The sequence below is a fragment of the Shewanella sp. Scap07 genome (assembly GCF_013394145.1).
Lineage (GTDB): Bacteria > Pseudomonadota > Gammaproteobacteria > Enterobacterales > Shewanellaceae > Shewanella > Shewanella waksmanii.
In genome coordinates, this window is record NZ_CP041329.1 from 2,547,350 (window position 1) to 2,573,041 (window position 25,692).

Annotated in this window: 21 protein-coding genes and 4 tRNA genes; 8 read left to right on the forward strand and 17 right to left on the reverse strand. The window is 43.4% G+C overall.

The genetic code is table 11. The features are described 5' to 3' along the window. Positions 1–68 precede the first annotated feature (68 nt). The 4 genes from FLM48_RS11130 to FLM48_RS11145 form a co-directional block, all read right to left on the reverse strand. Positions 69–154 (reverse strand) — tRNA-Leu (locus FLM48_RS11130). Positions 155–192: 38 nt separating this feature from the next. Beyond that, a tRNA-Cys gene (locus tag FLM48_RS11135) sits at positions 193–266 on the reverse strand. A gap of 9 nt (positions 267–275) precedes the next feature. Further along, positions 276–351: transfer RNA gene (locus FLM48_RS11140), tRNA-Gly, on the reverse strand. A gap of 409 nt (positions 352–760) precedes the next feature. Then, the gene (locus FLM48_RS11145) at positions 761–2,197 is read right to left on the reverse strand and encodes a glyceraldehyde-3-phosphate dehydrogenase (protein WP_028775157.1); all 1,437 of its coding nucleotides are present in this window, start codon (positions 2,195–2,197) and stop codon (positions 761–763) included. A 204-nt stretch (positions 2,198–2,401) separates the two neighbouring features. Here FLM48_RS11145 and FLM48_RS11150 point away from each other — a divergent pair, with 204 nt between their 5' ends. The 4 genes from FLM48_RS11150 to bfr (FLM48_RS11165) all read left to right on the forward strand — a co-directional run bounded on the left by FLM48_RS11150 (position 2,402) and on the right by bfr (FLM48_RS11165) (position 5,818). Then, complete coding sequence (locus tag FLM48_RS11150; protein ID WP_256871122.1) at positions 2,402–3,235, forward strand: DUF2989 domain-containing protein; 834 nt, start codon at positions 2,402–2,404, stop codon at positions 3,233–3,235. Positions 3,236–3,470: 235 nt separating this feature from the next. After that, on the forward strand, positions 3,471–4,481 hold the full coding sequence (gap, locus tag FLM48_RS11155; protein WP_179024692.1) for a type I glyceraldehyde-3-phosphate dehydrogenase: 1,011 nt from the start codon (positions 3,471–3,473) through the stop codon (positions 4,479–4,481). 385 nt (positions 4,482–4,866) lie between these two features. After that, positions 4,867–5,337: a bacterioferritin gene (bfr, locus tag FLM48_RS11160; protein ID WP_028775154.1), complete on the forward strand. Its 471-nt coding sequence runs from the start codon at positions 4,867–4,869 to the stop codon at positions 5,335–5,337. A gap of 1 nt (position 5,338) precedes the next feature. Then, positions 5,339–5,818: a bacterioferritin gene (gene bfr, locus FLM48_RS11165; protein ID WP_028775153.1), complete on the forward strand. Its 480-nt coding sequence runs from the start codon at positions 5,339–5,341 to the stop codon at positions 5,816–5,818. Positions 5,819–5,864: 46 nt separating this feature from the next. Here the strand turns inward: bfr (FLM48_RS11165) and FLM48_RS11170 are convergent, their stop codons facing one another. The 7 genes from FLM48_RS11170 to FLM48_RS11200 all read right to left on the reverse strand — a co-directional run bounded on the left by FLM48_RS11170 (position 5,865) and on the right by FLM48_RS11200 (position 10,243). Further along, the gene (locus tag FLM48_RS11170) at positions 5,865–6,200 is read right to left on the reverse strand and encodes a hypothetical protein (RefSeq protein WP_028775152.1); all 336 of its coding nucleotides are present in this window, start codon (positions 6,198–6,200) and stop codon (positions 5,865–5,867) included. Positions 6,201–6,338: 138 nt separating this feature from the next. After that, a complete protein-coding gene (locus FLM48_RS11175) occupies positions 6,339–6,728 on the reverse strand; it encodes a glycine zipper family protein (protein ID WP_028775151.1) in 390 nt (129 codons plus the stop codon). Positions 6,729–6,852: 124 nt separating this feature from the next. After that, entirely contained in the window at positions 6,853–7,128 is a 276-nt protein-coding gene (locus tag FLM48_RS11180; RefSeq protein ID WP_028775150.1) for a hypothetical protein, read from the reverse strand. A gap of 61 nt (positions 7,129–7,189) precedes the next feature. Then, the gene (locus tag FLM48_RS11185; protein ID WP_179024693.1) at positions 7,190–8,521 is read right to left on the reverse strand and encodes an FAD-binding oxidoreductase; all 1,332 of its coding nucleotides are present in this window, start codon (positions 8,519–8,521) and stop codon (positions 7,190–7,192) included. Between the two features lie 32 nt (positions 8,522–8,553). Next, positions 8,554–9,123, reverse strand: a complete 570-nt coding sequence (locus FLM48_RS11190) for a GNAT family N-acetyltransferase (protein WP_179024694.1) — start codon at positions 9,121–9,123, stop codon at positions 8,554–8,556. 31 nt (positions 9,124–9,154) lie between these two features. Continuing rightward, positions 9,155–9,847, reverse strand: coding sequence for an SDR family oxidoreductase (locus FLM48_RS11195; RefSeq protein ID WP_179024695.1), 693 nt, complete (start codon positions 9,845–9,847; stop codon positions 9,155–9,157). 78 nt (positions 9,848–9,925) lie between these two features. Next, positions 9,926–10,243, reverse strand: a complete 318-nt coding sequence (locus tag FLM48_RS11200; protein WP_179024696.1) for a hypothetical protein — start codon at positions 10,241–10,243, stop codon at positions 9,926–9,928. Positions 10,244–10,395: 152 nt separating this feature from the next. Here FLM48_RS11200 and FLM48_RS11205 point away from each other — a divergent pair, with 152 nt between their 5' ends. The 4 genes from FLM48_RS11205 (at position 10,396) to FLM48_RS11220 (ending at position 17,140) form a co-directional block, all read left to right on the forward strand. Beyond that, the gene (locus tag FLM48_RS11205; protein WP_179024697.1) at positions 10,396–11,376 is read left to right on the forward strand and encodes a phosphotransferase; all 981 of its coding nucleotides are present in this window, start codon (positions 10,396–10,398) and stop codon (positions 11,374–11,376) included. Positions 11,377–11,631: 255 nt separating this feature from the next. Continuing rightward, positions 11,632–12,609, forward strand: a complete 978-nt coding sequence (locus FLM48_RS11210; RefSeq protein ID WP_179024698.1) for an ABC transporter substrate-binding protein — start codon at positions 11,632–11,634, stop codon at positions 12,607–12,609. Positions 12,610–12,770: 161 nt separating this feature from the next. Beyond that, positions 12,771–13,958: an efflux RND transporter periplasmic adaptor subunit gene (locus FLM48_RS11215; RefSeq protein WP_179024699.1), complete on the forward strand. Its 1,188-nt coding sequence runs from the start codon at positions 12,771–12,773 to the stop codon at positions 13,956–13,958. 5 nt (positions 13,959–13,963) lie between these two features. Further along, on the forward strand, positions 13,964–17,140 hold the full coding sequence (locus tag FLM48_RS11220; RefSeq protein ID WP_179024700.1) for an efflux RND transporter permease subunit: 3,177 nt from the start codon (positions 13,964–13,966) through the stop codon (positions 17,138–17,140). Positions 17,141–17,287: 147 nt separating this feature from the next. On the opposite strand, the gene FLM48_RS11225 is transcribed toward FLM48_RS11220, so the two are convergent. The 6 genes from FLM48_RS11225 to FLM48_RS11250 all read right to left on the reverse strand — a co-directional run bounded on the left by FLM48_RS11225 (position 17,288) and on the right by FLM48_RS11250 (position 25,638). Further along, on the reverse strand, positions 17,288–18,550 hold the full coding sequence (locus FLM48_RS11225; protein ID WP_179024701.1) for a HAMP domain-containing sensor histidine kinase: 1,263 nt from the start codon (positions 18,548–18,550) through the stop codon (positions 17,288–17,290). After that, positions 18,547–19,254 carry a response regulator transcription factor gene (locus FLM48_RS11230; protein WP_179024702.1) on the reverse strand — a complete coding sequence of 236 codons (708 nt, stop codon included), beginning with the start codon at positions 19,252–19,254 and terminating at the stop codon, positions 18,547–18,549. The genes FLM48_RS11225 and FLM48_RS11230 overlap by 4 nt, the downstream gene beginning before the upstream one ends. A 185-nt stretch (positions 19,255–19,439) precedes the next feature. Continuing rightward, the gene (locus FLM48_RS11235) at positions 19,440–22,631 is read right to left on the reverse strand and encodes an efflux RND transporter permease subunit (RefSeq protein ID WP_179024703.1); all 3,192 of its coding nucleotides are present in this window, start codon (positions 22,629–22,631) and stop codon (positions 19,440–19,442) included. Then, positions 22,631–23,923 carry an efflux RND transporter periplasmic adaptor subunit gene (locus tag FLM48_RS11240; RefSeq protein WP_179024704.1) on the reverse strand — a complete coding sequence of 431 codons (1,293 nt, stop codon included), beginning with the start codon at positions 23,921–23,923 and terminating at the stop codon, positions 22,631–22,633. Before FLM48_RS11240 ends, FLM48_RS11235 begins: the two co-directional genes overlap by 1 nt. Next, on the reverse strand, positions 23,920–25,320 hold the full coding sequence (locus FLM48_RS11245) for a TolC family protein (RefSeq protein ID WP_179024705.1): 1,401 nt from the start codon (positions 25,318–25,320) through the stop codon (positions 23,920–23,922). The genes FLM48_RS11240 and FLM48_RS11245 overlap by 4 nt, the downstream gene beginning before the upstream one ends. Before the next feature lie 227 nt (positions 25,321–25,547). Further along, a tRNA-Ser gene (locus FLM48_RS11250) sits at positions 25,548–25,638 on the reverse strand. Positions 25,639–25,692: the final 54 nt, after the last annotated feature.

Genomic DNA, 25,692 nt, shown 5'->3' on the forward strand with positions numbered 1-25,692 from the left:
TGTAATTATTGGGTTTGCAGATACAAAAAAGCCCCAACATATGTTGAGGCTTTTTTGTCATCGAATGATGGTACCCGAGGCCGGACTTGAACCGGCACGCTTATTCAGCGAGGGATTTTAAATCCCTTGTGTCTACCAATTCCACCACTCGGGCAAAGTGTGTTTTACCGCTTACGCACTAAAACATTAAAGTGGAGGCGCGACCCGGAGTCGAACCGAGATCGACGGATTTGCAATCCGCAGCATAGCCATTCTGCCATCGCGCCTTAGTAGATTGGAGCGACATATCGGGTTCGAACCGATGACCTATACCTTGGCAAGGTATCGCTCTACCAACTGAGCTAATGTCGCAGGCCATTTCTAACTTTGCAATCAGTGTTCTGCTAGAAGCTTTCCCCTGACTGCGGAATGGCATTCTACCGAAATATGCATAAGAGTCAACGAACAAAAGCGCTAAAATTACGATAATATGGCCGTTTGCTGCTAATTACAGCAACAAGTACAAATTTTGATTATTAAGGCACTTAAGTCGTTTAAACCGTAACCATTAATATCTAGAAGACATTCGCAGTAATGATACATTGTTTATTTGGCATTTGTTTGATTGCTAGCTAAATAGTCAATCGCTAAGCGGTTTGTACCCTTACTGTTACCCACGATGCTTGATTAACGCATGGGTTAATAACCCCAAGCGTGCATATGGATGCAAATAAAAAAGCCTCGCTAATGCGAGGCTTTATACATCAACTATAAATTGAGCTTATAGTGCTGGCAGTGATTGGTAGTTAAGACCAAGCATTTTTTGCATTACGCCAACAACCTGACAGCTATAACCAAATTCATTGTCATACCATACATAAAGAATGGCGCGATTACCTTCAGCGATAGTCGCTTGTGAATCGACAACACCTGCATAACGAGAACCGACTAAGTCACTCGATACGATTTCTGTTGATTCAGTAAAGTCAATTTGATTACGTAGCGGCGAGTTCAGTGCCATTTTACGTAAGTACTCATTGATATCGTCTTTGCTGGTCTCACCTTTAAGGTTAAGCGAGATAATCGCCATAGAAACGTTAGGTGTTGGAACACGGATAGCGTTACCCGTTAGTTTGCCAGCTAGCACTGGTAGCGCTTTGGCTACAGCTTTAGCTGCACCGGTTTCAGTGATCACCATGTTTAATGGTGCACTACGGCCACGACGATCAGCTTTGTGGTAGTTATCAATCAGGTTTTGATCGTTAGTATAAGAGTGAATGGTCTCTACGTGGCCATTTTCAATACCATACTTGTCATCAACGGCTTTAAGTACTGGCGTAATCGCGTTGGTAGTACAACTTGCTGCAGAGACAATTGTATCTTCGTCTAGGATGTCAGCTTCGTTAACGCCGTATACGATGTTTTTGATCGCGCCTTTTGCAGGAGCCGTTAGCAGTACTTTAGCTGCGCCTTTTGATTTAAGGTGCAACCCTAGGCCATCTTCATCTTTCCAGATACCGGTGTTATCTACAACTAAGGCATTGTTAATGCCATATTGAGTGTAATCGATTTCATCTGGAGAATTGGCATAAATAACTTGGATGTAAGTACCATTTGCAATGATTGCGTTGTTCTCTTCATCCACTTCTACAGAGCCATTAAATGGGCCGTGTACAGAGTCGCGACGTAATAGGCTTGCGCGCTTTTCTAAATCACCTTTGCGGCCACCGCGCAATACGATTGCCTTTAGGCGTAATTTGTTACTAACACCAGTACGCTCAATAAGTAGACGTGCGAGTAAACGACCGATACGGCCAAAACCATAAAGCACAACATCTTTTGCTTCTTGAACATCTTCTAAGTCAATCGCAGCTGATAGTTCACGACTCATGTAAGCTTCAATTTGGCTCGCATCATCGTGCTCACGCCAGTAGTTTACAGCCAGCTTACCGATATCAACTTTACATTGCTTAACCGCAAGCTTGCTTAAAACTTCAACGAACGGGAAGCTTTCACGCAATCTCAGTTTGTCACCAACATGACGACGCACTAAACGGTGAGATTTAATGATTTCAATCGTAGAAGCGTTTAAAAGAGGCTTGCCGTATAGAACAACTTCTACACCTTGGTTACGATATAACTTACCTAGTAGAGGTTGCATTGCCTCTGCCATTTCGAAACGTTCTTGCCAGCTTTGTAGGTGCTTATCAGCGCTCATGTACAGATCCTTTATCTCACTTGATCGACTATTTTTAATAGAAATGTTTGAGTAGCAAAAGAAAAAGACTAATACTGTCGTTATAGACGAATAAGTCCTCTTGTTTGGTCGGCGCTATTGTAATGAAAACTGGCGCTACGATCTAGTAAGATATTTTCCATAACTGTGTAATAATATTAGAAAAATATTGGCATGGAGCCTATTTTGAAGACAAATTTTGTAATAATTACATCATTTATTAGTTTATTCGCATTTTCTAGCCTAATTGGCTGTGATTATGGTGCTAATACCACCACCATTTGTAAAAATAATCCCGAAATTTGTGCCGATTTGCATCGTGATAGTTGGTGCAGATTTGAAAAAGGCGATCTTATTCGTAAACGCTATTTACTTAAACAGACCGAATCACCTACAGGAAAGCAGATATACAAACATCTTCTTAACCTAGAAAAGTACAACCAATGCATTGAGCTTGCCTCTGGCGTTCAGCACATTCTCCATCCTGAGCGTACTAATGATCGTATGCGCGCTTTTGGCTTAAGCTCGCAAAGTTTGGCTGAATTGCAAGCCACAACCAAACCCTCCAAAGACCTATATTTGTCATTTTATCATTGGACCCGTTTTAGTGATCAGCAAGCACAGCAACGTGTACTCAATGCTGAAGCCGCAGGCGAGATAACCGAAACCTTTATCCTTGCCCAGCTCGCCTCTTATTATCAGAAGTCTGACTTGGAAAAAGCCAAGTTGCTTTATCTTTCTGTACTGGATAATGCATCAGAAGAGGAGTTTGATCCCGATTGGCTACTGGGTCTATCCAGTATCTATTATCAACAAGGCCACTTCGAACTCACCTATATATTGTCAAAGGCAAACACCTTGATGTCTGACAGTAAGGCCTCCGACCAGGACATGTTGGCGCTTATCAATGGTGATGTGCAATTACAAAGCTTTCTCGATAGTCAGGCAGATGAATTAGTCGACTTAATAGAGTCTGGCGACTTTAAACAAAGCCAACTAAGATTGAAATTTGTTGACTAAATGTACAAACCACTCGTTACTGTTCACAGCTAATTTGCAACTACGCAAAATGTCTGCCAAAAGTGGTTTATTTACAAAATTAACCGCTAAAAATGAAAGTTGAATCAAACTATCGATGATTATTCCGGCTATTTACGATTTTAGATGCCATTTACGTCGATATTACTTGACGCTAGCTGTCATTTTGGTAATTTTACTACCAGATTAGTTTTATCATTTAACAGAGGGATATCAAATGACTATCCGCGTAGCGATTAATGGTTATGGCCGTATCGGCAGAAACGTGCTTAGAGCACTTTATGAAAGCGAAAAAGATTACCCAATTAAGATTGTAGCTATTAACGATCTTGGTGATGCCTCGATAAACGCTCATTTAACTAAGTATGATTCAGTACATGGCCGTTTTAACGCTAAGGTTGAACATGATGACGAAGCCATTTATGTCAACCAAGATAAAATTGTCACTTTTTCAGAACGTGACCCAGCAAAACTGCCTTGGGCCGATTTGAATGTCGATGTGGTATTTGAATGTACAGGTATCTTCACTTCTAAAGAAGCGGTACAACCTCATTTAGATGCTGGCGCTAAAAAAGTGATTATCTCAGCACCTGGCAAGAACGTAGATGCCACCGTGGTATACGGTGTGAACAACAATGAAATCACTGCAGATATGACAGTAATTTCAAATGCATCTTGTACGACTAACTGTTTGGCACCTTTTGCTAAGCCGTTAAATGATGAGGTTGGTATCGAATCAGGTTTAATGACCACTATTCATGCTTACACCAATGACCAACGCCTTTCTGACGTTTACCACACGGACTTGCGTCGCGCACGTGCTGCAGCGATGTCAATGATCCCAACCAAAACCGGCGCAGCTGCGGCAGTAGGTTTAGTGGTACCAGAGCTTGCGGGTAAGTTTGACGGTATGGCAGTGCGTGTGCCAACGGTAAACGTATCGCTAGTTGATTTATCGTTTATCGCCGCTCGCGACACGACGGTAGAAGAAGTCAATGCCATTATTGAACGTGCTGCTAGCCAAGCACCAATGAGCGAAGTATTAGCGGTTAATAAAGAGCCACTAGTTTCTATCGACTTTAACCACAACCCATTCTCTTCTAACTTCGATGCCACACAAACTCGTGTTAATGGCCGCCTAGTTAAAGTTATGGCTTGGTATGATAACGAGTGGGGTTTCAGTAACCGTATGCTCGATAACGCTGTTGCGTTGATGACTGCCAAATAAGAGCAAGTCAGTTGTAACAGATAAAAAAGCCAGTCAGTCGACTGGCTTTTTGCTATCCGAATTAATGGCTTAAACCAAATAAGTCCCATTATTTGCTTATCTCGCCCGTACTACCATGCCAACTTTTAACCCATCTAATTATCTCTAAGCCTTTACTTTCTAAGTACACGCTTACAACCCGCTATGCCCTGTTACTTTTAGTGATATTGCCTAGTTACCCCATTTGTCTTTAGTCACACCTAATTTGAATGGGAATCAGTCTCACTATTCATCGTAATTGCTTATCTTTTATGCAGTTAAAAACAGCTTTAACTATATAAATTTAATCTGGAAAACCCCTGCTCTGCGACTAGGATTATATAAAATCAACTGCTAGGAACAAAAAATGAAAGGTAATCCTAAAGTCATCAGTGCCCTAAATCAGGTTCTCACCGTCGAACTCACGGCAATTAATCAGTATTTTCTCCACGCCAGAATGTTTAAGAACTGGGGACTAGAAGAACTCAATGAGAAAGCCTACAAGAAGTCCATTCTTGATATGAAACAGGCTGACAAAGTCATTGAACGGATATTATTTCTCGAAGGCCTACCTAACTTACAGCAGTTGAATAAGCTTAGGATTGGCGAACACACCGAAGAGATGATTGATTGTGATTTAATGCTGCAAACCGAAGAGATAGATTTGCTCACAGCGCAAATAGCCCTTTGTGAAGCCGAGCAAGATTATGTATCGAGAGAGTTACTCGAAGAGCTACTCGAAAAGGAGCAAGATTATTTAGATTGGATTGAAGCGCAGCAATTCTTAATCGGCCAAGTTGGCATCGAAAACTATCAACAATCAATGATGGAGGATTAACATGAAAGGTAGCCAGGTAGTCATTGACCAGTTAAATAACCAACTGACATTGGAGTTGACCTCCATGGATCAGTACTTAGCTCACAGCAAAATCTACGAAGATTGGGGGCTTAATAAACTGTCGGAAAAACTCGCCCACGAATATGAAGAAGAACTTGATCATGCAAAACGTTTAATTGAGCGCATATTGTTTCTTGAAGGAACGCCCGATACTGCCAGCAGAGAGGCGATCCATGTCGGAGATAACGTCAAGCAGATGCTTGAAAATGATTTAGCCGCAGAACGCATGGTCGCAGCAAGTTTGACTAAAATAATCACTATTTGCGAGTCAGAGAAGGATTACGTAAGCCGAGAAATATTAGAAACCCTATTAGATGATACAGAAATGGATCATATCTATTGGTTAGAGCAACATTTAGGGCTAATCGATAAGATCGGCTTACAAAATTATATTCAGTCTCAAATGAAAAACGCTGAATAGTTGTTCTCCATAAAAATAGTCAGCCAGCTTATAAGCTGGCTGATTATCAATTCATCGTGGTCATGCCGTCTTCTATTGCCGACAAGTTATTGTCGATATAGCTCAGTAGAATCGATTCTTCTTGATACTGCAGGTTAGCTGTTATCACAAAACGATAAAGCTCTAGCCCTTCGCTTTTACATGCCAACAGTTTTTTGTGTTTCTCGCTTGGACCCAAATCAGTTTGCGGCACCAATAGGTTAAATGTCAGCTTAGCATGATTACTGATCATACTTTTGAGCTCTTGAGCTCGTGACTGTGTTGCGTTGTAGGCTCTAGCCTGCTCACTCACTGAATTTAATATTGTGCTATCAATAGCTAAATCATAGTTATCTTGTAACATTGGCCATCCTCACAATTGAGACCTAATTGTCTCGTTGGTGATATTATTGATGGCCTTACCTGAATGCTTGCTTAACCACTAATATTGCCAGCGCTTATATATTAAAATTTGCGATACTGCTCGCAAAAAATACAGTTATCAATTGAGCACGGTGTAACCACGGTTAGTCATGCAGTTACGCATAATGGTTTTTTGCTCTTCTTGATGGGCTTTTTTATTGTTACGTTTATCACTGTTACGCTGTAAAAATCCACCAGCAACTCCTACTGCCGCGCCGGTTTGAGCGCCGCTACTTCCACTACCACCGGAAATCGCGCCAGCGGCCGCACCGACTGCAGCCCCTTTAGCTGCACCAGAAATCATCCCGCCTTCGGCTTGTTGTAGTTGGGCCTGACTGGCTAACTCGCTACATTGACTGTGATCGTACAGGTAGTCTTTTTCATCGACATTTGTTTTATCAACGACGATATTCGCGAAAGCGCTGCTGGAGAATAACGTTAACGTGCCTAGTAGTACCAATGCTCTCATTTCAAACCTCATTATCAGTGTTTATCTAGTAAACAATCATTTAATAATGGGGCTAGCTTAACGGGAGCATCCTGTATCAGAGCTTAATGTTATTAACTTTTGTTAATAAAGCGAGTCTCAAGCACTAAAAACGTTTGATTCTCACCACTTTCATTACTTCGAAGTCAAAGCCGGCGACACTTTCTGTTTCAGGATAGTAAGTCATGTTGACTTTATGACCCTGTAATGTGCGGAAACGTTTGGTTCGTTTAAACTTAAAAGGTGCATCACACCCTTCTATCATGACTGTGTGTTGCACCCAGTCATCTACATCTCGCTGCGTATGGGACAATATCTTCACACCTTCTGAATGCACCAACTGCTTATGCTTACTGAGCATTTGGTCAACAACATGTTTCATAGATTCCCTCTGTGCTTTGAAGTGAAGTCCCCCATTATAGAAGGTTTTTACAAAAATCTCCTTATCGATATCGATCCATTAACCAAGCGTAATGATAATAACCGCGTTGCCCGACCCGGCGTAGTCGACTAAAAGGAAATTTGGGCAAAGGTTGTTGGTATAGCGGTAATTGAGGTATCGCCTCACCAACGATAGATTGCGCAATCCGCTGGGCGGCTTGGGCACTAAACGATACACCTGCACCGCAATACCCCAAACTGTATGACGTGTGATCTTGACTATAAATATGCGGCATATCATCTAATGCCGCGGCTATCCAGCCTGTCCAACTATAAGCTATCGATGTACTGCTAAGACTTGGAAAAGCTTCTAACATCGCTCGGTACAAGCGCTGAGCATATTTAGGATTGTTGCTATCGGCGCCGGTTACTGCCCCCCTACCACCAAACAATATTCGGTTATCGGGTAATAATCGGTAATAGTACTTTAGTAGCCTCGTATCCATGGCGACCTGATGAGTATGTAAGCCCGCTTTAGCTAACTGCTCATCACTTAGCACCTCTGTAACAATGACATTACTTAAGATGGGCAAATATCGGCGGTCGATCAGTGGGTTAAACTTTTTAGGTGTATAAGCATTACCAGCAGAAACCACATTCCGTGCGACAATTTGACTGTCGGGCGTAGTAAGTACATGTCCTTTCGCTGTCTGTTGCCACTCGATAACTGGGCTACGCTCATAAATCGCAACGCGCTTATCAATCAACATCTGTTTATAACCCAAGGCGAGTTTCAGCGGATTGATCCCAAATCCATCATCGTAACGCATAGCACCAAACGCTTGCTGATGATCCATAAACTCTTGTTTGAAGCGATTAGATTCGATGAACTCTGCTTGGCCGCCAAGATGATTAGCAATAAAGTCAGCAGCTGATTGCAACTTGTGGACATGTTTTGGGTTGTGAGCAATTTTAAGGTAACCCGTTTGCTGTGGCTCACAAGCTATTTGATGTTCTGAAATCAAATCATCGACACGTTCGACCGCCTGAGTAAATTCCCTGTATATGCCTTTAGCAACGTCAATCCCCCAACGTTTCGCCATTTGCCCATACCCCAGTCGGCCAGAACCTTTCAGCACAAAGCCTGCATTACGGCCGCTTGCACCAAACCCGACTTGATTGGCCTCTAGTACAATACAATCTACATCAAACTGGCTGGCGAGATAGTGCGCTGTCAGCATACCGGTATAGCCAGCACCAATAACCACCACATCAGCGCTTTGCGTGCCCGTGATAGAGTCTAATGGCTGGGGTTGGCTTACTGTGCTAGACCAATAACTGCTTGGCCAGTCTTGATTAGCGGGATGGGCGCTGTGTAAAGGATCGTAATTCATAAAACTCACTCACGAAGGGTCGTGCTTGCGCTTCAAAGCTCGTCAAAGACTAACACCATTTCACAGGCAGTGCATTGGCAATCTGAACCGCATAACACGCAAAGATAGTCTGGTTGGTCAGGAATATTGTTCCAGCGTTTTGGGTGGTACTTAATGAGTTTGCCGCCAGCACTGGAAAAATAGCCTACCGCAGAGTTATTTGGACTTTGTTGCCAAAGATGGCTTACCCCCGCTTGCGCGCCTTGCGCCTTGGCGGCTGAAATAGAGGATAACAACAACTTTTTACCTATCCCCTGACCCCTAAGCGTTTCTGCAACGGTATTGCATTTGAAATAACACATCTTACTGACATCACAAGGCCACAGCGTTGGGCTACACCACTTATCAACATCCCACATACCCGCTGCGTAGGTTAAACGAAAGCCAACAATTTGCCCTGCGCTTTCTGCTACAAAATTTGCACTGATTCCATTATTGATAGAAAGCGCCTGTATTTTGACTAGGCTTGGTAAATCTAGATAACCATCCCCATGTACTAAATTACCCAGTTCAATGACTTGCTTATAATCATCTTCGTGTAATGCTCTTATTATTGTTTTCATAGGCGATATTGTAGGATTACTTCCTTAGCCACTACCAATCGATAGCAGAGCCATCATAGTTAAAGAATTTGCCAGTTTGGTCAATCGACAAATTCTCGATAACTTGGATCATGCCTTGTACGGACTCATTGACACTAATCAGTGCATTTGGGCCACCCATATCCGTTTGTACCCAACCTGGGTGTAAACTAACACAAGTGATATTCTTAGGCTTTAAGTCAAGAGCCAAGCTTTTAACGACAGCATTAAGCCCTGCTTTCGACGAGCGATAAATATACGCACCACCACTACTATTGTCAGCCATACTCCCCATCTTGGAGCTCATACAAACTATGGTTGCTTGGCGCTGATTAAGTTTAGTCATCAACCCTTCAACCACCATTAAAGGTGCAACGGTATTGACCTGTAATACTTTAAGCCACTGCGTAACATCCGTTTGGCCAAGGGGCATGCCTTTTGGGCCATAGAAACCGGCATTGTTGATCAATAGATCGATATCGCTATCACTGAGCTTAGCGCTTAATGCTGATATCGATTGCTGACTTGTAACATCAAGTGTTTGGATATTTAAAGACGAGTATCTCTCTAGTAACTGATGAAGACTATCTTCAGTATCCGTTTTGCGGCAACATGCTGTCACCTTAAATCCTTGAGCCAAATAGTGGTTTACAAAGGCTAAACCAATACCACGGTTGGCCCCGGTGATTAATACATGCTTAGTCATTTCAAAACCTTGTGAAAAAATATGAGTGGCAATGCTACCAGCGTAAAAGGATAGATGGCCAAATGCAAAAAGCGCGAGTTATTTCTGTTTCATTAGGAATAGGTCAATAAGATCAGCGATTTTGTCGTGAAACTGCTCTTCTATATCATTGAGCTGAATACCCAATACCGTTAAGAGTTGTTGCGCTTGAGCGAACGATAAGTTTTTCTTACCCACTAAATACTCAAACTCAGCAAGGGATTTGTCATAGCGAGGCAGAGGTAGCCATGCGATCGCTTCTGGATAAAAAGATTTCAGTTCAGCATGGGCATATCGACAAAAAGCTTCGACATGGTCAACCCCTTGCGGACCAAGACATCCGGGCTCAATACGGCACAGTAATGTTAACTTCCTCATAAGTACGGGTTCGCTCTTTCCTATCCATGTAAAGCAAGATTGCTAACAGTATAGCGCGATCTGATGGACAAAATGTAATCTTATCCTCGCTTTTAGCCATTTACCTTTGTAGGTACTTTTGCGAAAATCATTGAAAAATACCAGCATCCATTATGAGCATCCTCAAATCGTTACAACAACATTTTGCAACAGCAAGTGTTAACCATACTGCGCAAATTCAAAGCCTTTGGAGTCATTATGGCAGCATTGACCGTTATAATGTCAACGGCAGTCCAGTTGTCGTTAAAAGTATTGAAATCCCGCAAGCACAGCAACATCCGCGCGGTTGGCATACCAATGTAGGCCATCAACGAAAGATACGCTCTTATCAGATTGAAAAAAACTGGTACCGTAACCATCAAACGGATCATGGCGTCAGCTATTTGATGCCAAGGCTTATCGCTATCATCGACGGTGACCACCAAGATCAGTTTTCGCTGGTATTATCTGATCTTGATGCATCGGGTTTCTGTATTAGGCCTAAACGCGCTAATTTGTCCCAGATTAAACTCATGATCCAATGGCTAGCTCAATTGCATGGCCAACACCTTACAAAGAAGGCAGATAACAACGCCATAAAAGATTATTGGTTACATGGCAGTTACTGGCATCTATCAACCAGACCCGATGAGTTAGATGCAATGGCAAACGGAAAATTAAGAGCTTATGCCAATGAAATTAGTCTTCAACTTGATAATTGCCTCTATCAAACCATCATCCATGGTGATGCGAAACTGGCTAATTTTTGCATTCATAATAGCGAAACTAAAGTCGCCGCAGTGGATTTTCAATATGTAGGTAATGGTGTTGGCGTTAAGGACTTAGTCTACTTGCTGGGCAGTTGCCTAAATGCGCAGCAACTTAGTCAACATCACCCGACCTTGGTAGACTATTACTTTGCACAACTACAGCAATATAGCGAGCATTTAACCAACCACTTTGACGACTTGCAGCAGCAATGGCGACGTCTTATTCCATACGCCTATGCCGATTTTGAAAGATTTTTAGCAGGTTGGGCACCTGAACATATCAAGCGCAACGAGTTCACCGACAATATGACCCGAAAAGCTATTACTGATATTGAGCTAGGATAGCGCTTTTTATCACCAAAAGTTATTTAGCGTAAACTCAATTAGGGTATAAACTCAATCCTAGAGAGCACATAGCGCACGTGAATCGGCATACGCCACATAGAGGGTCACCTCATTTACACGTGAACTTGGCTCTCTTTTTATTTTGCACTCTTAGCTCGAGCCTGATACCTTTTTAATCATTAGTTTAGCTTGTTGTTTTTGTTTTGAAATTAGTGTTCTAATCACTAAAACATTGGCAAACATGGAGAGTGTTCAATGTCTGTAAAATGCCGATTTAATTGTCTCGCAGTGATTGGTTGCTTGGTCTTTTCCCCACCCAGTTACGCCACTGAAGTACTATTCATTCACTCGTATCATTTAGACTACCCGTGGGTTAAAGAGTATCGCCAAGGCTTTATGGATACGATTGAACAAAGCGATATCATCGAACATCAAATGGATACAAAAAGGATAGCGTCGAGCGATTTCAACCAAGCGGCTGACAAAGCGATTCAGCAGATACAAACCAGTGAACCTAAATTAGTGGTACTCGCCGACGATAATGCGCTCAAGCTTGTTGGCCCTGTTGTGGTCCAAAAACAGATCCCTTTGGTCTTTTTAGGTATTAACGACAACCCTCGCCAATACATTGCACTATCAAAAAATGTTAGCGGCGCATTAGAACGACCCTTGCTAAAACGTTCAGTGTCTAGTTTAAAAACCTTGCTACCGACGACAAAAAAGATTTTAGTGATGATGGACGATAACCCAACATCCTACGCCATCTTAGCCACTTCCTTTGACAATAAGCTTAAGCAAACCATTGCCGGCATTAAAGTGGACACCTTACTATTCAGTCGCTTTTTGGACTGGCAAACCGCAATAGAGCAAAGCAAAGCCAATGGCTATGATGCAGTAATTATTGCCAATTATGCGGCCCTTAAAGACACTAATGACAACAACGTCAGCTTAGACAGTGTCAGCCAATGGACCAGCGAACATACACCAATACCTTTGTTTGCATTTTGGGACTATTCCATAGGCCATGATAAAGCCATAGGCGGGCTTACGATTAACGGTTACCAGCAAGGCGTGGTTGCCGCACAACACGTTAATCATTTCTTTAGTGCTGGCTCGCTACCCAGTATCAGTACGCCCAATCGTGGTGAATTGGTATACAGTCAGCAGCAATTACAGAAATGGCATATCACCTTGCCGAGCACGCTCGAAAGCCGAGCGAAAATTGTTCCTTAATCTTAATGGGTTTGTTTGTCGCTAATAATTAGACATACCTTTTTACACAATCTCACTTTAACAATCGCCACAATTCGATAACATGACAAGCTAACTATTCTTTCGCCTATATGCAGCTGGCCCATACTGGCCGCTGTTAGCTTCAAAAAGAGGACCTATTTGTGGCTACTCGTAAACAGATGATCTTACCTTTTGTGGTACTTGCCGTTGGGATCGGCGGTTTTATCGCAATTTCTTCGATGAAAAAACCACCTGCAGAAAAAGAAGAGGTCGACAATACCCCTATCGTGGCGGTCACTGAGATCAGTAAAGCCCCGATGAATTACTCAGTGAGTTCTTACGGCTTAGTTAAAGCCAAGTATGAAACAGAGCTAGTCTCGCAAGTTAATGGTGAGATCCTATTCCTAGCTGATGAGTTTGTACGCGGTGGGTTTGTTAAAAAAGGCGCTATTCTAGCGAAAATCGACCCAAGTGATTACGAAGCCAATCTGCTAGATGCCGAAGCGGCCTTAGCCTCTGCCAAAGCTACATTAGTACAAGAACGTGCATTTGGTAAAGTCGCAGAAGAAGAGTGGAAGCGTATCGAAAATGGCGTGCCAACTGAATTAAGTTTACGTAAACCACAATTAGCACAAGAACTTGCCAAGTTGAATTCTGCAGAAGCTGGTTTAAAGCGTGCTAAACGGGACTTAGAGCGAACCTTTATCCGCGCCCCCTACGATGCCTTAATTGAGTCGCGTCACATTGGACTCGGATCATACGTGTCCAAAGGCAGTATGTTGGGCAAAGTATATAGTACCGATGATGCAGAAATTCGCTTACCTATTGGCGATAAAGAATTACGCTACTTGGATAACCGCGGTCAAAACGCCACGGTGACCATTAGCGGTGAATACTCTGGTGAGCAACATCAATGGCAAGCCACAATCGTCCGAAGTGAAGGGGTGATTGATGACAACAGTCGCATGACTTATCTGGTTGCTGATGTCAAAGATCCCTATGCCCTGCTAAGTGATAAAAAACAGCTGCGGTTTGGTACTTACGTAACAGCACAAATTAAAGGCTCACAAGCCGGTTCTGTAACCCGTATTCCTCGCCATTTGGTTGTTGCTGATAAAGTGGCTATCGTCAGTAGCGACAACAAGCTTAAGTATCAAACGGTCGATGTATTAAGACAAGTCGGTTCTGAAGTCATCATCGCTGATGGGCTAGAGCCTGGCATGAAAATCATCACCTCTGCATTGGACTATCCCGTTGAAGGTATGGCGGTAGCCTTGATGGGTGAACAAGATAGCCTAATTGAGGATAAAAATACTGACACACAACTTGCCATGGACGATAAGGAGTAGTGCCAGTGAGTGATACTAATAAAGGCATCATCGCTTGGTTTGCTCGCAATAGCGTTGCTGCCAATCTGTTGATGATCATTATCATTGTGGGTGGCTTACTGACAGCTAATACCATAAGAAAACAGTTCTTTCCGCAAGTTGATATTAACTGGGTCGAATTTAGCGCCTTTTACCCCGGAGCGGCCCCACAAGAGGTAGAAGAAGGCATCACTATTAAGGTCGAAGAAGCGCTAGAAAGTGTCCAAGGCCTTAAGCGTGTCATCACCTATTCAGACCGTAACGCAGCCCGAGGCTATTTTCGCATAGAAGACTCCTATGATCCTCAGGTCGTACTGGATGAAATCAAGTCTGAAATTGATTCCATATCAAGTTTCCCTGATGGGATGGAGCGCCCGCGCGTAGAGCGAATTAAGATCCGTCAGGAAGTATTCTATATTAGCCTCTATGGTGATTTGACCCACAAACAACTTAAACAATTGGGCGAAAACATTCATGACGAGCTAATGCAGTTACCGTCGGTGAATATTACCGATTTTTATGGTGGTTTGGGCTATGAAATCGGCATTGAGGTCAGTAAAGATAAACTACGAGAATATGGGCTTAACTTTAATGATGTGGCTAACGCAGTTCGTGGTTATTCTCGCAACATGTCTGCGGGGCAGATCCGCGCAGAAAATGGCTACATTAATTTACGTGTGCAAAACCAAGCCTATGTGGGTTATGAGTTTGAGAACCTTCCGCTGATAACCTTACAAGACGGTACCAATTTACTGTTAGGTGATGTTGCCACCGTGATTGATGGTTTCGAAGAAGGTATTCAATACTCTAAGTTTAATGGCAAAAACTCGGTGACCTTTTTTGTTGGTGCTGCCAAAGATCAAAGCATGACAGATGTCGCTGATATCGTTAACCGCTACATCGAAGGTAAACAAGCTGAATTACCTGAAGGCTTAAAACTAGAGACCTGGGTTGATATGACCTATTACCTTGAAGGTCGCCTAAACCTAATGCTCGACAGTATGAAGAGTGGTGCAGTATTGGTCTTCTTGATGCTGGCACTATTCCTACGTGTAAGGTTGGCTTTTTGGGTGATGATGGGCTTACCCGTCTGCTTCTTAGGTACGCTATTGTTCATGCCGATGTCGATGATTGGCGTCACCATTAACGTCATCAGCTTGTTCGCCTTTATTTTGGTATTGGGTATTGTGGTCGATGATGCCATCGTAATGGGAGAAAGCGCCCATAGCGAATGTGAAGACAAAGGGCAAAATATTGATAACGTCATCCGCGGTGTTCAGCGGGTCGCTATGCCAGCAACTTTTGGTGTATTAACTACGATTGCGGCATTCTTGCCACTGACTCTGGGCGATGGTCCCTCCTCCGCTTTTGGTAAGGCTATTGGTTGTGTGGTTATTCTGTGTCTGTTGTTCTCTTTGGTTGAATCTAAGCTCATCCTACCCGCGCATTTAGCCAGAATGAAGCAAAGAACCATAGTGCAACCCGGTTCTAAGAACCCATTCGACTGGTTGCGTCTTGGGGTAAACTTTTTACAAACCAAAGTCGACAACGGCTTGCAGCATGTTATCCAAAACATCTATCGACCAAGTTTAGCGGCAGGTGTTAAATACCGTTATACCGTCATCATGGTGTTTTTTGCCTTAATTTTATTGTGTGCCGGCATGTACAACGGCGGCATTATCCGCTATATCGGCCAACCGAAAATCCCCCACGATTTTCCTCGGGTTAATCTCGAAATGAATGTCGATGCCTCGGAGCGCGCCACACTTTCTGGTGCACTTGCCATTGAGAAAGCATTGATGAAAGTCGATAGCGATTTAGAAGCCCAGTATGGTCAGAAAATGATTTCTGACATCCAGGTTGATCTACGTGGACGCACCAATGCTGAGGTCATGACTAAGCTAGTTGACCCAGAATTAAGACCAATTGACACTTTCGAGCTGGCGGAACTTTGGCGCCGCGCCATGCCGCTGATCCCGGGAATGAAGTCATTCACTATTCAAGATGATCTTTTTGGTGGCGGCAGAGACGATGGCGATATTAGCTTTAGATTGGAAGGTAAAAACGATATCCAGCTCGTCGCAGCAGCCAAAGAGTTAAAAGATAAACTCAACACCCTGCAAGGTGTCGGTGATGTGAACGACAGCCGTCAGTCTAGCGCCAAAGAAGTGCAGTTTGAGCTTAAACCTCTAGCACATGGTCTCGGCCTTACGCTTGCAAATATTGCTTCTCAAGTTAGCCATAGTTTTTATGGTCTTGAGGCCCAGCGCATCATACGCAACGGCGAAGAGATCAAAGTGATGTTACGTTACCCCGAGGAGCAACGTAATTCTATCGCGCAAGTCCATGAGGTGATGATTCAAACGCCACTAGGCGCTGAAGTACCGCTGTCTGAAGTTGCGGAAATTCATGTCACTCAAGGCGTCAGTGGTATTCGCCGTGAAAACGGCAACCGCACCATCAATGTATGGGCATCGGTGGATGCCGATCAAGCTGAACCCTTTAAGTTGGCCCAGGAAATTCGAGATAATTTCATTCCGGATCTACTTAAGCGTTACCCCACAGTGAAAAGTGAAGTGGCTGGTAACATTCAAGAGCAAATGGAAAGCGCGAGCACCCAACTTCGCGACTTCTTTATCTCGTTAATGGTAATTTACAGCTTACTAGCAGTACCTCTACGGTCTTACTCGCAACCACTGATGATTATGGCTGTTATTCCTTTTGGGGTGATAGGATCAGTCATGGGGCATAAGATTTTAGGTATTGATTTAAGTGCCCTATCGCTATTTGGTATTATCGCCGCAGCAGGCGTTGTGGTTAACGACTCGCTGGTGATGGTTGATCATATCAACAAAGCCAGAGCCAGTGGCGTTGCGATGAAGCAAGCGGTACTTGATGCGGGTTGCCGAAGATTTAGAGCTATCTTACTGACGTCACTAACCACATTTATTGGTTTAGTGCCTATCATGACCGAAACCAGTATGCAGGCTAAAATGGTTATTCCAATGGCTGTGTCACTGGCGTTTGGTGTACTGTTTGCGACAGTCGTGACCTTAATGCTCATCCCTTGCTTATATCTGTTTATTGAAGATATTAAGCGTCAAATGGGCAAAATTGCTGATTTGTACCGTACAACGCCAAAGCATGCATTAGACAACCAATAGCGTCTAAGCATCTTATTTAGCGATGCCTGTATGCTAAACATTAAAGGGCGACTCCATTGAGTCGCCCTTTTTATATAAATAGTAAAAAACAATAAGCCGACAAGAGAGCAAGTATCGAGCTTGTTATCCTAGAGTTTGCTTGTGAATTTAGGCACTATGGCAGATTAAATCTACTTTGCGACCCCCTGCTACTTCGGTTACCTGATAGTGCCAACCAGATTGCGACACTAATCTCTCTGTCAATTGCAGGCCAAGACCAAAGCCAAGCTCGTCAGACTTACCTTGCCAGTCAGGATCATCACTATGATTAGTGATCGATAACCGTTGTAGAGATTGCTCTATGACTACTTCGCCATTGAAAGTATGCTGAAATGCATTACGAATTAGATTTGTAATCACTATGCGCAGTAAGCCGGGTGATACCGACACTATGGTATCGTCGGTACGAATCGTTACCCGCACTGACTTTCCTTGCAACAAATAGTGTAATTCAGACTCTACCTGCTTAACCAGCTCGCCAATGTTTATCTTATCTATGGGTAATGGCTTGCCTTGCTGGCGATTAAGCCACAGTAATGTTTCTGTTAAATCCGTCATGGTAAGGCCGGCACGTTCTATTCTATCAAGCACGTGCAACTGCTTATCTTTCGGTAACTGCTTGTTGATCATCTTTCTAAGTAATTCAGCATTGGTACGAGAAACAGCAATGGGGGTGCGAAGTTCATGACTTGCATAGCCTAAAAATCGTTTTTCTCTTAATAGACTTTCCTGAACTGAGCTAAGGCTAGACTGAACAATTTCGGCTAAAGTATTAAGCTCACTGTAATGAAAGTTTGGACGAGCCTGAGCAAGCTTAGTCTCATCGAGGGATTTAGCCCACTCTTTGAGTTCTTCAACAGGACTAGCCACTTTGCGCAGAACCAAGAATAACACTGCAGAAAATAGCAAAATGGCAATAAAAGCCACCAACAAAATATAGCCAAACTGAGGAGGATGGTTATCGCTCATTGGCTTGCTCGATTTATCAAACACCACTGCGGCATAACGTACGCTATCACCGGTATGTACTTTCATGACAAATAGCGCCCGTTTAGGCTGGGCTAGTATCGGGATCCCATCTATTTGCTTAGTTAACTCGTTTGGCTCTAGCTCAGCGACATTAATATTATCTTGGATCACTTGCGGCAATGACTGCCAATCGCTAGCCACAGTCAACTCTCCAATAGTAACGGCCTGATTACCTTTTAAGGTTATCTCTTGTGCTTGGGAGCGAATGAAGTTTGACATTGAGACATCTAAACCAGAGAAAAAGTAACTGACCGCTACCGCTGACATGCCAACTATTGTTACGCTGCCAGTGAGCAACATAGCCAATAAGAAATATATTTTTATACTTGGTCTAATTTTCATGAGATTTGGATACTGTTGGCAGGTGCTAATTTCAGAGAAAATCCTTGGCCAGTGATCGTGTGGATCAATTTTTTTGATGGGTGGCAATGACCATCTACCGCTTTACGCAAATTGAACATATGTACTTTAAGGCTATTGCTATCAGGTTGGTCATCGCCCCATACGCTGTGCATTAATTTTTCTCGTGAGACCACTTTAGGACTTTCACGTAGTAAACATTCCAACAATTTAAGGGCTGTGGGTGAAAGCTTAAGTGGTTGCTGGTTACGACTGGCTGTCTTAGTTTGTAGATCGAGTGCTAAATCTGCCACCATAAGCTTAGTTACCTCGCCACTTCGCCTACGAGAAAGCACTCGCGTCCTGACGATTAACTCTTCCATTGCAAAGGGTTTAATCAGGTAATCATCAGCGCCTTTTGAAAAGCCAACTAACTTATCATCTAAGGTATCTCGTGCTGTTAGCATTAAAATGGGCACATCTATGCCCTGTGAACGGATTTTTTCACACACCTCTAATCCACTTAGTTTAGGTAAATTTAGATCTAATACCACGGCATCGTATCGGTTAGTTTCAATCAGGTGCAGTCCAACAGCGCCATTAGCAGCGTGGTCGCACTGTATGTCTTCCAGTTCAAGATAGTCAATAATGGCGGTAGCGAGGTCGATATCATCTTCTACCAACAGTAATTGCAAATTATCAGCCATGGTATGTCCTCAAAACTCAAGCTAAGCACCAAAATTAGGCGCTAAAACTAGGTGCTAAAACTAGGTGCTAATCAACATGTTCAGCGCCTTACATATTTACCAATACTACCTAGTGATATGAATACTAGGCTTTATCACACAGTCTAAGCCAACGGGTTCAATCATGATATTTGAATCTGTGCTCGCTAACTTGTCGCGGTGTTGACATTACCCACTATACGTAAGCGAATCTTATCCAATCCACGGCTAATATCAGCCTGAATCATTAACAGCGACGGCGTTAATACTAAGGTTATCACTGTAGCAAATAGGATACCGTAACCTAATGCCGCAGCTGCAGGAATTAAGAACTGCGCTTGCATTGAGGTTTCACTTAATAGCGGCGCAAGACCTGCAAATGTGGTAATCGAGGTCAGTAACACAGCACGTAAACGTCCTGTACAAGCTTGCTCAATAGCATCGCCAATCGGCATCGAATTCTCACGTACTAACTCATTAAAACGTGATACCAGCAGTAGACTGTCATTCACAACCACACCACTTAACGCCAAAATACCATTTAGCGATAAGATACTGATAGTTAGATCATTCCACCAGTGCCCTAAAATCGCCCCCACAATACCAAATGGAATCGCTATCATAATGATCATTGGCTGCACGTACGATTTAAGCGGTATCGCCAACAGCGCAAAAATTAATATTAGCGCCAATACAAAGGTCGCTTGCATTGAGTCTGTGGACTCTTTTTGCTGCTCAGCTTCACCTGTAAAGTCAATTTTTACCGTTGGGTAGTCAGCATTTAATTGTGGCACCATGCTTTGCTGCAATTGCGTAACCAACTCATTGGTCGCAATCACTTCTTTATCAACCACAGCGGTAATGTATACCGCGCGCTGGTTATCAATACGGGTGATTTCTGACTGCTGATAATCAGAGTAAACATTGGCGACCGAAATTAACGGCACAACAGTACCATCGGCGGTTCTGACATTGGCCGTCGTGACATCAGCAAACGTCTGACGGTTTTCCTCAGGGTAACGAACACGCACTTTCACTTCATCTTTACCACGTTGAAAACGCTGGACAATATCACCACCAAACGCTTGCAATACTTGCTTGGCTAAGTCAGCGGTATCCAACCCTAAAGCGCGCCCTTGAGGTGTTAACTCAAAACGGTACTGCGGCTCACCTAAATCAAGGTTATCATCGATGCCACTCACGCCGTCTATGGTTTGCAGTGTTTGCTTAAGTTTATTGGCCGCTTCAGTTAATAAGCCATCATCATTGGCTTTAAGCTCAACTTTAAAGTTGTCGACCATTTCCTGCATCGACAATACTTTAAGCTTACTTACCCCTTCCATTTGCGCTGACATATCTGACCATGCATTGGCAAAATCACGCGCGGTATAAGCGGCGTCACTGTCTAATTCGATGATCACCGAACCTGACTTATCGGCGCTAGCGGTAACCTGAATGCTGCTAATATCAGAGTGTGAATCAGCACCAAAATCACTTGAAAACTCCGTCTCGCCTGCGGCTAAACGTAAGGTTTTATCAAGCTCAATGGCATTGGCTTCCAGTGTCATCAAATTGGTTTGAGTTTGGCCGTAGCTGCTGTCGTTAACCATGCGTATTTCAGCTCGTACTGTATCGCCTGCAATTTCAGGGAAAAAGGCCACCCGAACGCCACCGTAAAATGGCATACCAATCACTAACAAAAACAGTGCGATAAATACCATCACCACCGCATAACGCAACTTAAGGGCTTGGCTAATGACCTTTTTATAAACATTGTTGTTAAACCAATCTAGGCTATTATCAGCACCTTGTTGAATCGTATTCCAAAAGGTTTTTTTATCACTGCGCTGTGTATTCACATGCGCTAGATGGGCAGGCAAAATCAATTTAGATTCCACCAAAGACAGCAACAAACAGATGGTCACAATCGTGCCAAACTGTGCGTAAATCTCCCCTAGCTTACCTTCAATTGCGGCTATCGACATAAAGGCCACAACCGTTGTGAGTACCCCAAAAATCGTCGGTGCGGCAACTTTATGGGTACCGATAATGGTACTTCGGATTGAGTCGCCTTGTTGCTTACGTGTGGTATAGATACTTTCACCAATCACTACCGCATCATCAACCACGATCCCAAGGGCCATTATAAAACCAAAGGTGGTCATTTCATTTAAGGTAAACCCAGCAAAGGTGTCCGTCATAAAAAATAACGTGCCGCTGAAGACAAACGGTAAGCTGGCTGCCACCCAAAATGCGACACGGATATTTAAGAATAACGCCAAAATGATAAAGACTAACGCTATACCACTTAATGCATTTTTCGCTAACAGCGATAGCCGTTCAGTGATCAGATCACTCTTGTCATACCAACTTTCAATCTCAACATTTTCAGGTAATAGGTTGCTGCTACGCCATGTTTCGATAACCTGTTTTGCTTGTGCAACGATATCAACCACATCACTGTATTCATCCATGACGACCTGAATACCCATCGCGTTTTGTTGGTTATAACGAGATAAACTGAATGTATCTTCTTCAAACGTATCGGTAACCACGGCAATGTCAGACAGTAAAATATGACTGCCATCGGCATAGGTTAATACTGAGATATTTTTAAAGTCTTCAACTTCATAAGCTTGCTCAGACACTTTTAGGCGCACGGTTTTATCGGCATTACGTAAACTGGTCACGATACTGCTTGATGACTCAGCATTAATAGCATTAGAGACATCGGTCAAAGTCAGGCCATATGCCTGTAGTTTGACCTCATTCACCTCAACTGAAATCATTGGATCAAGTTTGGCGCTAATCGATAAGTCACGAATAGCACTTTGACTTAACAAGTCTGATTTAAGCTGCTCTGCTAAATCTTGGAGGGTTTTGCGGTCAGCATCACCGTATAGTTGCACCCATATGGCATGCTCTTGACGACGGGCTTTATCAATAACCGGATTGTCAGCATCGGTTGGTAAGTTATTGATCGCATCAACTTTGGTTTTAACGTCAGTTAGCAACGTATCTAGGTCATAGTTAGTTTCTTTTTCGATTGAAACATTACTGCCTGATGCATTAGAAGTTGAAGTAATACGCTTAACACCCGAAACGGTTTCAAGCGCTTCTTCAATCTTCATCGCGATACTTTCTTCAGCACGAATCGGGTCACCACTGTCGTAACTCACCGATACTGTGACTAAGTCTGGTTCAAGGCTTGGAAAAGCTTCTTTGCGAATATCATTGAATGAAAACAGGCCGACAATGATCACGCCCATCATTAATAAGTTTGCCGCTACTGAGTTTTGAGCGAACCAAGAAATAATGCCTGATGGCAATGGCGCTTTGTCATTTACATGCTGACTCATTATAGCTCCTCAGTTGTTGGTACAACTTTCATACCCGCTTTAAGGTTGCTTAGTGGACGCTTAACCACTTGGGCTAATTCAGCCTCTTCTGTTGGGGTGACATAGATTTTATTCTGGCGCTCGAACAAGGTATGTGCTGTTGATTTTTGCAATAATCCTTGGGCATCAACCGTCCAAATTTCTCCTTGCTGTGAACGAGCTGATGAAGGCAGTTCCCATAGAGTATCTAGTGTCATCCCTTCAATGGTTGCTTCAACAAAGGTGCCAGGATAAAGCGGCGCACCTTGCTCAAGTGGTTTCTCGACCACTAACACTAATGAACGTTGACGTGTGTCCTTGGCAACATATTGATGAGTACGTTCAACATAGGCAGACCACTGTTGCCCTTGCGTGGTGTCGCTGCCTGTTGCTTTTATTGTTGCATGCCATTGCTGCTCACTATCAGTATTAGCAGTGGCAGCATTAGTGCCATTACCCGCATTCATTACAGCTTGCGGTAAGTTAGCCCATTGCTTTTCGGATAACGGGATCTCAATCTCTATGCGGTCAACGCTATACAACATTGCGACTTCACCACCGACATTAATAAAGCTGCCTAATTGCACATTACGGCTGACAATCACCCCATCAAACGGGGCTTTTATTTCTGTATAGTGAAGATCACGCTCAGCTTTTTCTAACGATTTTTGCGCATTCTCTAGCGCAGCTTCAGCGCTTGCCAGTTGCGGCTCTCTAAGCACTAACGGTGAACTAGGTTCTCCACTTAACCCTGAGCGTTGCCACTCACTTCTTGCCTGTTCGCCTTCACGTTGCTCTTCTAGAAGTGCAAGTCTTGCAGTAGCGACATCGGCTTTAGCCTGTGACACAGCTTGCTGAAAGCTGGTGTCATCTAATCTTGCTAACAGTTCGCCTTTTTTGACAACTCGACCAGACTCAAAGCTGTCAGCTAACCATGTAATTCGACCACTGATTTCACTGGTATAGGTCAGCTCAAAGCGTGGTTTGGTTTCGCCATATCCGGTGACTTGCGCCTGATAAGACTCCACTGCAGTCAGCTGTACCGCCACTTGCGATAACAAGGTGGTATTTGACGATGAAGCGGGTTTACCTTCAACGCGCTCAGATTGGTGCGCTTGAGTCGATGCCGCTGGCCCCTTACCTTTCTCACCAGGTCCCGGTCCCATTTGACTGCCGTTATAAGCCGCGACGACAAATATTGAACCGGCAGCAGCTAAAGTAATCGCAATCGTTAAGGCATTCTTTTTTAATTTACGGGTAATGATTTGCTTCATGCTGATACTCCTAAACCTAGTGCTAGACCTAATTCAATTCGGTTTAATAATCTTTGATAAGTGGTGTTAGTTAATTGCGCTTCGATATCGAATGCCTGTTGCTGAACAGTCAATAAATCTAATATGTCGACTAAACCTTGGCGATACTTTTGCTGGTAACTGACGATGCTGCGCTGTGCACTTAAAAACGCATCGTCAAGATGGCTTTGCTGCAAGGTTAAAGCGCTTTCTTGGCCAATCGTATTCTCAACTTCGTTAACTGCAGTCAACAGGGTTTCTTGATAAGCCCAAAAGCTTTGCTCTGTCGTCAGTTGCGCTATTTCAGCTTGTGATTTAAGTTCACCACCTTGAAATAACGGTGCCGACATTTGCCCTAACACACTCCAAAGTGGGTTAGTCAGTAATGCTTCACTTGGGGTTTGAGCAATATCAGTTAAACTTGCCGACAAGCTAAATGAAGGCAACATTGCTTTATAAGCTGCGTCAGTGCGCAAGGCTTCAGCTTCAATATTAAAGAAGGCTTGCTGTAAATCGGGGCGGCCTGCCATATTTTGCACAGGCACAGCATCGAGCGGGTTAATGACATGGGGAAACTCACTGACAACATCAAGCGCTGGCATCTCACTTTCTGGCTGCCACTGACCAGTGAGTAACATCAAGCTTCGCTTGCTTTGGGCGACACTCTCTTGGTATTGAACCACTGTCGCGCAAGTTGAAGCTGTACTCGTTTTAGCATTATCCAACTCTTCTAATGAGCCTAGGCCAGCTTGGTAACGTTCAAGCACTAAGGTTTCATTTTGCGCAAGGATGGCTAAACGGCGCTGTTCAATATCTAATAATTGTTGGTTAACACTTATTTCAAGCCAACTTCGCATGATATTTGCTGCAAGCAGATTTTTAGCCGCATTTAAACTGGCTTGAGTCGCAGCGATATCTTTTGTGGCTGCTGCAGAGCTATCATCCAACTTTTGCCAGATATCCAATTCCCAACTGACGGTGACATCAGCGCTATAAGATTCATCGCTGTCTTCGGCGTTTTGGGCATCAAATCCAGCACTCACACTTGGCAAGCGACTAGCAGAGGTCACCCCTTGTTGGGCATAAGCAATCTTAAGGGCAATGATACTTTGTTGTAAGCTTGGACTATGAGTTAACGCCGCCTCAAGATAGGCATTCAATGCGGGTACACTCACTAAATCAGTCAATAACACATTGGCGTTATTCGGGTTTTGATCGCCTACGTGACTCACCGCACTTTCATTGACTGTTTTAATCAACTTTTCAATAATTTGAGTACGATTATCTACTGCCTGGGTGGCAAAGTTTGCACTGTCATTGGCAGCGCAGCCGACTAAGCTTGTTAACACGATTGCAATGATGGAATGTCGAAACGTCATTGATGCTCTCCCACTAATATTGGGATAAGCATAATGAAGTGTGGGTTAAGGCAGGGTTAAGATGAAAAACTCTGTAGCTTTGGCTTAATAAAGACTCCGCGATTTTCCAATAACGGACTTTGCTTAATATGACAGAAAGATAGCCGACCTTGAACAATCGCAACGCTAGGGTTCATAGCTGTAGAACGAAAAAAGGCTACTCTTTCGAGTAGCCTTTTTTCTTAATATGGCGGAGAGATAGGGATTTGAACCCTAGATGGGCTATAAACCCATGCCGGTTTTCAAGACCGGTGCATTCGACCACTCTGCCATCTCTCCGAACGCGGCGAATAATATAAGCCTTACTCGCCATTGTAAAGCATTTATTTAAGC

Excerpts from the sequence above, each read along its gene's own strand:
- FLM48_RS11175 (WP_028775151.1), bottom strand. The coding sequence starts at position 6,728 with ATGAGAGCATTGGTACTACTAGGCACGTTAACGTTATTCTCCAGCAGC.
- FLM48_RS11210 (WP_179024698.1), top strand. The coding sequence starts at position 11,632 with ATGTCTGTAAAATGCCGATTTAATTGTCTCGCAGTGATTGGTTGCTTG.
- FLM48_RS11240 (WP_179024704.1), bottom strand. The coding sequence starts at position 23,923 with ATGAAGCAAATCATTACCCGTAAATTAAAAAAGAATGCCTTAACGATT.
- FLM48_RS11225 (WP_179024701.1), bottom strand. The coding sequence starts at position 18,550 with ATGAAAATTAGACCAAGTATAAAAATATATTTCTTATTGGCTATGTTG.
- FLM48_RS11200 (WP_179024696.1), bottom strand. The coding sequence starts at position 10,243 with ATGAGGAAGTTAACATTACTGTGCCGTATTGAGCCCGGATGTCTTGGT.
- FLM48_RS11245 (WP_179024705.1), bottom strand. The coding sequence starts at position 25,320 with ATGACGTTTCGACATTCCATCATTGCAATCGTGTTAACAAGCTTAGTC.
- FLM48_RS11205 (WP_179024697.1), top strand. The coding sequence starts at position 10,396 with ATGAGCATCCTCAAATCGTTACAACAACATTTTGCAACAGCAAGTGTT.
- bfr (WP_028775153.1), top strand. The coding sequence starts at position 5,339 with ATGAAAGGTAGCCAGGTAGTCATTGACCAGTTAAATAACCAACTGACA.
- gap (WP_179024692.1), top strand. The coding sequence starts at position 3,471 with ATGACTATCCGCGTAGCGATTAATGGTTATGGCCGTATCGGCAGAAAC.
- FLM48_RS11235 (WP_179024703.1), bottom strand. The coding sequence starts at position 22,631 with ATGAGTCAGCATGTAAATGACAAAGCGCCATTGCCATCAGGCATTATT.
- FLM48_RS11145 (WP_028775157.1), bottom strand. The coding sequence starts at position 2,197 with ATGAGCGCTGATAAGCACCTACAAAGCTGGCAAGAACGTTTCGAAATG.
- bfr (WP_028775154.1), top strand. The coding sequence starts at position 4,867 with ATGAAAGGTAATCCTAAAGTCATCAGTGCCCTAAATCAGGTTCTCACC.
- FLM48_RS11170 (WP_028775152.1), bottom strand. The coding sequence starts at position 6,200 with ATGTTACAAGATAACTATGATTTAGCTATTGATAGCACAATATTAAAT.
- FLM48_RS11180 (WP_028775150.1), bottom strand. The coding sequence starts at position 7,128 with ATGAAACATGTTGTTGACCAAATGCTCAGTAAGCATAAGCAGTTGGTG.
- FLM48_RS11230 (WP_179024702.1), bottom strand. The coding sequence starts at position 19,254 with ATGGCTGATAATTTGCAATTACTGTTGGTAGAAGATGATATCGACCTC.
- FLM48_RS11190 (WP_179024694.1), bottom strand. The coding sequence starts at position 9,123 with ATGAAAACAATAATAAGAGCATTACACGAAGATGATTATAAGCAAGTC.
- FLM48_RS11195 (WP_179024695.1), bottom strand. The coding sequence starts at position 9,847 with ATGACTAAGCATGTATTAATCACCGGGGCCAACCGTGGTATTGGTTTA.
- FLM48_RS11185 (WP_179024693.1), bottom strand. The coding sequence starts at position 8,521 with ATGAATTACGATCCTTTACACAGCGCCCATCCCGCTAATCAAGACTGG.